This is a genomic window from Marinovum sp. (assembly GCF_034669705.1).
In the GTDB taxonomy this organism is placed as follows: Bacteria; Pseudomonadota; Alphaproteobacteria; order Rhodobacterales; family Rhodobacteraceae; genus Marinovum.
Genome location: NZ_JAXMOR010000014.1, coordinates 107,955 through 116,434, shown reverse-complemented (window position 1 = coordinate 116,434; position 8,480 = coordinate 107,955). Strand labels below are relative to the sequence as shown.

Annotated in this window: 7 protein-coding genes; 6 read left to right on the top strand and 1 reads right to left on the bottom strand. The window is 66.5% G+C overall.

What is annotated here, in order from left to right; genetic code table 11:
• The 6 genes from VOI27_RS11935 to VOI27_RS11910 form a co-directional block, all read left to right on the top strand.
• A partial coding sequence (locus VOI27_RS11935) for an ATP-binding protein (RefSeq protein WP_416374672.1) occupies positions 1–1,570 on the top strand: 1,570 nt, incomplete at its 5' end.
• A gap of 167 nt (positions 1,571–1,737) precedes the next feature.
• Positions 1,738–3,360 carry a peptide ABC transporter substrate-binding protein gene (locus tag VOI27_RS11930; RefSeq protein WP_323765573.1) on the top strand — a complete coding sequence of 541 codons (1,623 nt, stop codon included), beginning with the start codon at positions 1,738–1,740 and terminating at the stop codon, positions 3,358–3,360.
• A 52-nt stretch (positions 3,361–3,412) separates the two neighbouring features.
• Positions 3,413–4,336, top strand: a complete 924-nt coding sequence (oppB, locus tag VOI27_RS11925) for an oligopeptide ABC transporter permease OppB (protein WP_323765572.1) — start codon at positions 3,413–3,415, stop codon at positions 4,334–4,336.
• Positions 4,337–4,340: 4 nt separating this feature from the next.
• Positions 4,341–5,294, top strand: coding sequence for an ABC transporter permease subunit (locus tag VOI27_RS11920; RefSeq protein ID WP_323765571.1), 954 nt, complete (start codon positions 4,341–4,343; stop codon positions 5,292–5,294).
• 1 nt (position 5,295) lies between these two features.
• Entirely contained in the window at positions 5,296–6,273 is a 978-nt protein-coding gene (locus tag VOI27_RS11915) for an oligopeptide/dipeptide ABC transporter ATP-binding protein (RefSeq protein ID WP_323765570.1), read from the top strand.
• Entirely contained in the window at positions 6,270–7,286 is a 1,017-nt protein-coding gene (locus VOI27_RS11910; protein WP_323765569.1) for an oligopeptide/dipeptide ABC transporter ATP-binding protein, read from the top strand. Before VOI27_RS11915 ends, VOI27_RS11910 begins: the two co-directional genes overlap by 4 nt.
• On the opposite strand, the gene VOI27_RS11905 is transcribed toward VOI27_RS11910, so the two are convergent.
• The gene (locus VOI27_RS11905; protein ID WP_323765568.1) at positions 7,283–8,452 is read right to left on the bottom strand and encodes a pyridoxal phosphate-dependent aminotransferase; all 1,170 of its coding nucleotides are present in this window, start codon (positions 8,450–8,452) and stop codon (positions 7,283–7,285) included. The genes VOI27_RS11910 and VOI27_RS11905 overlap by 4 nt on opposite strands.
• Positions 8,453–8,480: the final 28 nt, after the last annotated feature.

Below are 8,480 nucleotides of genomic sequence, written 5' to 3'. Positions count from 1 at the left end.
GGCGGCGCTGGCAGCGGCCGAGGCGCAGCGCACGGCGGCCCTGCGCGCCCAGGCGGCGCGCGAGGGCGCCGACCGCCGCAGGGCCCTGACCGAGCGGATTGCCGAGGCCGAGACCATCCGCAGCGCGATGGAAGAGGCCACCGCCGCCGCGCAGCATGGTCCTGACGACAAGGCGCTGCGCCGGCTCGAGACGCTCGCCTCCGCCCATGCCACTGCCAAAGCCGCCCGCGACGCCACTGCCACCCAAGTCATCGCCCGCTACGACCCCGGCCGGGAGGGCGCGATCCGCGACGGCGACCATGCGCTGGCCGAGGGCGCGGCGCGCGCCCTGCCCCGCGCCACCCGGCTGACCCTCGCCGGCATCGGCACGCTGGAGGTGCTTCCGGGCGAGAGCCACGACGACAGCTCGGTCGAGGCCGCGGCGCAGGCGCTGGCGAAGGCGCTCGAGGCGCAGGGTGTCGAGACCGTCGAGGCCGCCCGGGAGGCCGGCGAGACCCGCGCCGCAGCCGAGCGTCTGGCCGGCGAAGCGCGCGCGGTGCTCAAGAGCCTCGCCCCGGATGGCATCGAGGCGCTGCGCCGGGCCCTGGCCGCGATCCCGCAGCCCGAGGAGAGCGCCGAGGCGCCCGATCCCGAGGCCGCCGAGGCCGCACTGGCGGCCGCGAAAGACGCCTATGACGCCGCCCGCATCGCCCAGCAGACCGCCGCCGAACGCTTTGCCGACGCCCGCAACGAGTCGACCCGCAGCGAGACCGCACTGACCTCGCTCGCCGACCGTCTGAACCGCGCCGAGGAGGCCCGCGCCCGCCAGGGCGAGGCCACCAAAGAGGCGCTGGCGCAGCAGCTGCAGGCGGCCGAGGCTACGCTGCAGACGGCCACCGCGCGCCATGCCGAGGCGTCTCGCGACGCGCCCGATCTTGCCGGCACCCAAGCCGCGCTGAAACGCGCCGCCGGCGTCGAGGCCAATGCCCGCGACGAGATCACCCGGCTCAAACCGCTGCTGGCGCGGCTCGACGAACGCATCTCGCGCTCGTCGGGCGAGGCGGTCGAGGAACGGCTGGAAGAGACCCGTCAGGAACTCGAGGGCGCCGAGGCCGCGCTGGCCCGGATCGCGCATGAAAAAGACGTTCTGACCCGGCTTGAGGCGGCGCTGGAAGCGGCCCGCACCGAGGCCCGCGAACGCTATTTCAGCCCGATCGCCCGAGAGTTGAAACCGCTGCTCCACCTGCTCTGGCCAGAAGCCGAGCTGACCTGGGGCGATGCCTCGCTGTTGCCCGACGCGCTGGTGCGCGATGGCCGCGAAGAGCCGATCACCGTGCTGTCGGGCGGCACTCAGGAACAGGTGGCGCTTCTGGTGCGGCTGGCCTTTGCGCGGCTCCTGGCAGCCACCGGACGGGTGGCGCCGGTGATCCTTGACGACGCACTGGTCTTTACCGACGACGACCGGATCGAGCGCATGTTCGACGCGTTGCACCGTCAGGCCGGCGATCTGCAGATCATCGTGCTCAGCTGCCGTCAGCGCGCCTTCCGCGAGCTGGGCGGCCACAGCCTGCATCTCACCGCCGAGTCCTGACAGCCGGGCCGGCGGAATATCGCCTCTCTAACGGGGCAGCGCGACGTCAACCTGAGCGTGAGCGCTCACAGTGCTGGACTAACGATGCAGACATGCGGATGCTTGCGTCCTGTTACACGGGCCCGCTGCAAGAGGCCGAGGCAATCGCGAGAAAGGGAGATCTCGATATGACCCGCAACCTGATGTTGACCACGGCCACCGCCGTGCTGCTGGCCGGAGGCACGATGCTGACCGCCCAGCAAACTCACCCCGAAACCGGCGAGACCCTGGCCGAGACCCAGGTCTTCAAGTACCGCCTGCTCGACCAGTTCCCGACCATCGATCCGCAGCTGATCGAAGAGACCGCCGGCGGCCACGTCGCCCGCCAGCTTTTTGAAGGGCTGCTGACCCAGGATGCCGAAGGTTCGCTGCGCCCCGGCGTCGCCACCGAATGGTCGTCCGAGGACAACCAGACCTGGACCTTCAAGCTGCGCGAGGATGCGAGGTGGTCGAACGGCGATCCGCTTACCGCGAATGACTTCGTCTACGCCTGGCGCCGCGCCGCCGATCCGGCGACCGCCTCGGAATACGCCTGGTATGTCGAGCTGACCCAGATGGAAGGCGCCAAGGAGATCATCGAGGGCAACGCTGCGCCCGACACGCTTGGCGTGCGCGCCGTCGATGACCACACGCTCGAGGTCACCCTGTCCCAGCCGCTGCCCTATTTCCCGCAGATGGCCGTGCATTACACCCTGATGCCGACCCACCAGGCCACCATCGAGGAACACGGCAACGACTGGACCGACCCCGAGAACATCGTCGTCAACGGCGCCTACAAGCTGGCCGAGATCGCGGTAAACGAGTTCTTCCGGCTCGAGAAGAACCCGGAGTACTGGGGCGCCGAGGATGTCATCATCGAAGAGGTGGTGGGCTATGTCATCAATGACGCCAACCAGGCGCTGAGCCGTTTCCAGGCCGGCGAATTCGACATGATGGACGACCTGCCGGTCGGCTCCTACCCCGACCTCGAGGAAGAGAGCCCCGAGACCGCCCACGCGGTGCCGCGGCTCTGCTCGTACTACTATACCGTCAACCAGTCCGAGAGCGGCCATGAGGCGCTGAAGGATCCGAACGTCCGCAAGGCGCTCTCCTACGCGGTGCGCCGCGAGGTGATCGTCGACCAGATCCTGCAGGCCGGACAGGCGCCCGCCTACAGCTTTACCCATTGGGCGACCGCCGATTTCGAACTGCCGACCATCGACTATTCCGAGTGGTCGCAGGACGAACGGATGCAAAAAGCGATGGAGTTGATGAAAGAGGCGGGCTACGGCCCGGACAACCCGCTCGATCTCGACCTGATCTACAACACCTCGGAAAACCACAAGCAGATCGCCATCGCGGTCAGCCAGATGTGGAAGCCGCTGGGCGTCAACATCACCCTGTCGAACTACGAATGGCAAAGCTATCTCGACATCCGCGGCAACCAGCAGTTCGACCTCGCGCGCTCGGCCTGGTGTGCGGATTACAACGAGGCCTCGACCTTCCTCGACCTGCTGTCCTCGAACAACGCCAACAATGACGGCAAGTACGTCTCGGAAGAATTCGACACGCTGCTGGACGAGGCGGCCAAGGCCGACGATCCGCAGCCGCTCTATACCCAGGCCGAAGAGGTGCTCGCCCGCGACATGGCGATCATCCCGATCTATCACTACACCCAGAACTTCGTGCTGGACCCGACGATCAAGAACTGGTCGATGGAGAACGCCGAGAACAATTGGTACGTGAAAGACATCTACCGGGTTGCCGAGTAATCGGGGCTTTCGGGGCGGGTGACTTTGCCCGCCCCGGCGCTACATCCATATCATGATAGCCTTCATCCTTCGCAGACTGCTGTTCGCGATCCCGGTCCTGCTGATCCTGATCGTGCTCACCTTCGTCCTGATGTACACCGCGCCGGGCAGCCCCTTTGCCTCCGATCGCGGCGTGCCGCCCGCCGTGCTGGCCAACCTCGAGCGGGAATACGGGCTCGACCGTCCCTTCCTTGCCCAGATCGGCACCTATATCTGGAACATCGTCACCCAGTTCGATTTCGGCCCCTCCTTTCAGTACCGCGACCAGGACGTGAACGACCTGATCGAACAGGGTTTTCCGGTCACGCTGACCTATGGCTTCTGGAGCTTTCTCGTCGCCGTCGTTGCCGGTGGCACCCTCGGCATCGTCGCGGCGATCCGGCAGAACACCTGGCTCGATTACTTTGCCGTCGGCATCTCGATCGGCGCGCAGGTGCTGCCCAACTTCGTGATGGCGCCGATCCTCGTGCTGATCTTTACCGTCTGGCTCGGCTGGCTGCCCGGTGGCGGCTGGCAGGGCGGGCAGATCGAATACCTGATCATGCCGGTGATCGCGCTCTCGACCTCCTTCATGGCCTCGATCGCGCGGATCGCCCGCGCCTCGATGCTGGAGGTGATGACCTCGAACTTCATCCGCACCGCGCGGGCCAAGGGCCTGCCCGGCCGCACCATCGTGCTGCGCCACGCGCTGAAACCGGCGCTCTTGCCGGTGATCTCCTATCTCGGGCCGGCGTTTGTCGGCATGATCACCGGCTCGGTGGTGATCGATCTCTATTTCTCCACCGGCGGCATCGGCCAGTTCTTTGTCGCCTCGGCGCTGAACCGCGATTACGGCGTGATGATGGGGATCACGGTGTTGCTTGGCGCGCTCACCATCCTGTTCAACCTGCTGGTCGATATCCTCTACGCGTGGATCGACCCCAAGATCCGGTACTGACGCGATGGTTGTTTCCCGTTCCCAATCCGCCGCCCTCGCCGCCTCGGCGCCGATGGGCCCGCCACGCTCGCTCTGGGCCGATGCCCGGGCCCGCTTCTTCCGCAACCGCGCCGCCGTCGGCGGGCTGGTGGTGCTCGGCCTCGTCGCCGCCTTTGCCATCTTCGGCCCGCTGGTGGCGCAGCATTCGATCGAGGAAATCAACTGGAACCTCCTCGGCAAGGTCGATGACGCCGGCGGCCCCTGTTTCCTCTCCGGTCCGTCGAACGAGATCCCGCCCTGCTCGGAAACCGGCCATTGGTTCGGCACCGACGCCCAGGCCCGCGACCTCTTTGCCCGCACCGTGCAAGGCACGCAGATCAGCCTGATGGTCGGCGTCGTCGGCGCGCTGATCGCGGTGCTTGTCGGCACCATCTATGGCGCGGTCTCGGGCTATTTCGGCGGCAGGCTCGACAACGTGATGATGCGCGTGGTCGATGTGCTGATGTCCGTTCCCTACATGTTCGTGCTGATCCTGCTGCTGGTCGTCTTCGGCCGGTCGATCCTGATGCTCTTCATTGGCATCGGGTTGATCTCCTGGCTCGACATGGCGCGGATCGCCCGTGGCCAGACCCTCTCGCTCCGAGGTCGCGACTTCATCGAGGCCGCCATTGCCACCGGCGTGCACCCGTTCCGCATCATCCTGCGCCACATCGTGCCCAACCTTTTGGGCGTGGTGATCGTCTATGCGACGCTCCTGGTGCCCTCGATGATCATCTACGAAAGCTTCATCTCCTTCCTCGGGCTCGGCGTGCAGGAGCCGCTGACCTCCTGGGGGGCGCTGATCAACGAAGGCGCGGACCAGATGCGCCAGGGACTTTGGATGCTTCTGATACCGCTCTTCTTCTTTGTCGTCTCGCTCTTCGGCTTCTTCTTTGTCGGCGACGGGCTGCGCGATGCGCTCGACCCGAAGGATCGCTGAGATGACCGGCCCGCTTCTCTCTGTCAGTGACCTGACGGTCAGCTTCGACACGCCAGACGGCACCGTGCGCGCGGTCAACGGCATCTCCTTCGACCTCGACCCGCGCGAGACGCTGGCCATCGTCGGCGAAAGCGGCTCTGGCAAGACCCAGCTGGCCTTTGCCATGCTCGGCCTGCTGGCCCGCAATGGCCGCTCCGAGGGCTCGGTGAAGATCGAGGGTCAGGAAATCCTCAACCTGCCGGAGGCCAAGCTCAACAAGGTGCGCGCCGAACGGGTGGCGATGATCTTCCAGGACCCGATGACCTCGCTCAACCCGTACCTCAAGATCGGCACGCAGATGGCTGAAGTGCTTCAACTTCACCTTGGCAAGTCGAAACGCGAGGCGATGAAGGACGCGGCCCGCATGCTCGACGCGGTGCGCATCCCCGATGCCGAGCGGCGGCTGGGGATGTACCCGCATGAATTCTCCGGCGGCATGCGGCAGCGGATCATGATCGCCATGGCGCTGCTTTGTCGTCCGGCGCTCTTGATCGCCGACGAGCCGACCACCGCGCTCGACGTCACCGTGCAGGCGCAGATCATGGAACTGCTGACCGAGGTGCGCGAGGAGTTCGGCACCGCGATCATCCTGATCACCCATGACCTTGGCATTGTCGCCGACAGCTGCGAACGCACCATGGTGATGTACGGCGGCCGGGTGATGGAGACCGGTCCGACCGAGAAGCTCTTCGAAGAACCGTCGCATCCCTATACCCTCGGCCTGCTGGCCGCGGTGCCCCGGCTCGACATCCCGCAGGAGGACCTGCTGACCATCCCCGGCGACCCGCCCGACCTTCTGGGCCTGCCCGCCGGCTGTCCATTCACGCCGCGCTGTCCGCTGGCGCATGAGCCCTGCCCGCTGCGGATGCCGGAGCTGGTGCAATTCGACGGCGACCGCCACCGCGCCTGCCATGCCGCAAGGGAGGATGTGCACCGATGAGCGACGTATTGCTGGAAACCCGCGATCTCGATGTCACCTTCGACATCGCCAAACGCGGCGCAATGCCCTGGACCGCGCCGGACAAGCTGCAGGCGGTGTCAAAGGCCAACCTCACGGTCAACCGCGGCGAGACGCTGGGCCTTGTCGGCGAAAGCGGCTCTGGCAAGTCGACGATGGCGCGCGCCATCGTCGGCACGGTGAAGCCCACCGGTGGCCAGGTTCTGTGGAAGGGCAAGGACATCACCGGGCTGCGCCCGGCCGAACGCCGCGCCCATGGCCGCCATGTGCAGATGGTGTTTCAGGATCCGCTGGCCGCACTCGACCCGCGGATGAACGTCGGTCAGATCATCGCCGAGCCGCTGAAGACCCATCGCGGCGACCTTGACGTCAAGGAACAGCGCCGCCGCGTCGGCGAGATGATGGAACGCGTGGGGCTCTTGCCCAACCTGCAGAACCGATATCCCCACGAGTTCTCGGGCGGCCAGTGCCAGCGCATCGGCATCGCCCGCGCGCTGATCACCGAGCCCGAGCTGGTGATCTGCGACGAGCCGGTCTCCGCGCTTGACGTATCGGTTCAGGCTCAGGTGGTAAACCTTTTGAAAGGCTTGCAAAAGGACATGGGGCTGAGCCTGATGTTCATCGCCCATGACCTCTCGGTCGTGCGCCATATCTCGACCCGGATCGACGTGCTTTACCTTGGCCGGATCGTCGAGACCGGCACCGCCGCCGAGGTCACCGGCGACCCCAAGCATCCCTATACCCGGGCGCTGATCTCGTCCGTACCGATCCCCGATCCCAAGCTCGAGAAGCGGCGCAACCGGCCGGTGCTCAAGGGCGAGTTGCCCTCGCCGATGGACCCGCCCTCGGGCTGCGTCTTTCGCACCCGCTGCCCGATCGCCCGCGAGGTCTGCGCCGAGGCACGCCCGCCGCTGCTCGAGGCGGCGCCGGGGCATTGCGTCGCCTGCCCGTTTCACGAGGAAGCGACAGAGATGGGCGGCGCGGTGACCGCCTAGAGAATGGCGCGGATGCGGTCGATGGCCTTGTGGATGTTCTCCTCGGAATTGGCGTAGGAGAACCGCAGGTAGCCTTCGCCCATCGCGCCGAAGGAGGTGCCGGCAACCGTGGCCACCCCGGCCTCGTCGAGAAAGCGGTTCTGCGCCTCCATCGCGCTCATGCCGGTGCCCTCGATGTTGGGGAACGCATAGAACGCCCCGCCCGGATCGCTGCAGCGCACGCCGGGCAGATCGTTCAGCGCCTCGACGATCACCGCGCGGCGGCTGTCGAACTCGGCCACCATCGCCGTGACCGCATCCTGCGGTCCGGTCAGCGCGGCGAGACCGGCATATTGCGCCGACGCGTTGACGCAGGAGTGGTCGTTGATGCAGAGCCGCGTGACATGGTCGACCGCCGCGTCTGGCCAGACCGCAAAGCCCAACCGCCAGCCGGTCATCGCATAGGTCTTGGACCAGCCGTCGAGCAGGATCAGCCGGTCGCGGATCTCGGGATATTGCAGCAGGCTGACATGTTCCTGACCGTGGTAGAGCATCTGCGAATAGATCTCGTCGGACATCAGCGCCACATGCGGATGCTCCATCAGCCCGGCGACCAGCTTGTCGATCTCCTCGCGCGGGGTGACGCCGCCGGTGGGGTTGGCGGGCGAGTTGATGATGATCAGCCGCGTCCTGTCGGTGATCTGGCCCAGCACCTCTTCTGCGGAGAAGGCGAAGCCATTGTCTTCGCGCAGCCGGATCGGCACCGGGGTGGCACCGGAGTACTTGATCACCGACTCGTAGATCGGGAAGCCCGGGTTGGGATACATGATCTCGGTGCCCGGCTGGCCGAACATCAGCACCGCAAAGAACATCGTCGGCTTGCCGCCGGGCACGACCACCACGTTGTCGGGGTTCACGTCCGCGCCGTGGCGCTTGTGCAGGTCCGCCGCCACGGCCTCGCGCAGCGCCGGCAGGCCGTTGGCCGGGGTATAGCCGTGATGGCCGTCGCGCAACGCCTTGATGCCGGCCTCGACGATATGCTCGGGCGTCTGGAAATCCGGCTGGCCGATGCCGAGGTTGATGATGTCCCGGCCCTCTGCCGCCAGTTTCGAGGCGCGCGCCAGCACCATGAAGGCGCTTTCGGTTCCCAGCCGCGAGAGGCTGTCGGCAAAGATCAGGTCGGACATCAGAGAGCGTTCCTTCGGGGCAGGCAAT

Excerpts from the sequence above, each read along its gene's own strand:
- VOI27_RS11930 (WP_323765573.1), top strand. The coding sequence starts at position 1,738 with ATGACCCGCAACCTGATGTTGACCACGGCCACCGCCGTGCTGCTGGCC.
- oppB (WP_323765572.1), top strand. The coding sequence starts at position 3,413 with ATGATAGCCTTCATCCTTCGCAGACTGCTGTTCGCGATCCCGGTCCTG.
- VOI27_RS11920 (WP_323765571.1), top strand. The coding sequence starts at position 4,341 with ATGGTTGTTTCCCGTTCCCAATCCGCCGCCCTCGCCGCCTCGGCGCCG.
- VOI27_RS11915 (WP_323765570.1), top strand. The coding sequence starts at position 5,296 with ATGACCGGCCCGCTTCTCTCTGTCAGTGACCTGACGGTCAGCTTCGAC.
- VOI27_RS11910 (WP_323765569.1), top strand. The coding sequence starts at position 6,270 with ATGAGCGACGTATTGCTGGAAACCCGCGATCTCGATGTCACCTTCGAC.
- VOI27_RS11905 (WP_323765568.1), bottom strand. The coding sequence starts at position 8,452 with ATGTCCGACCTGATCTTTGCCGACAGCCTCTCGCGGCTGGGAACCGAA.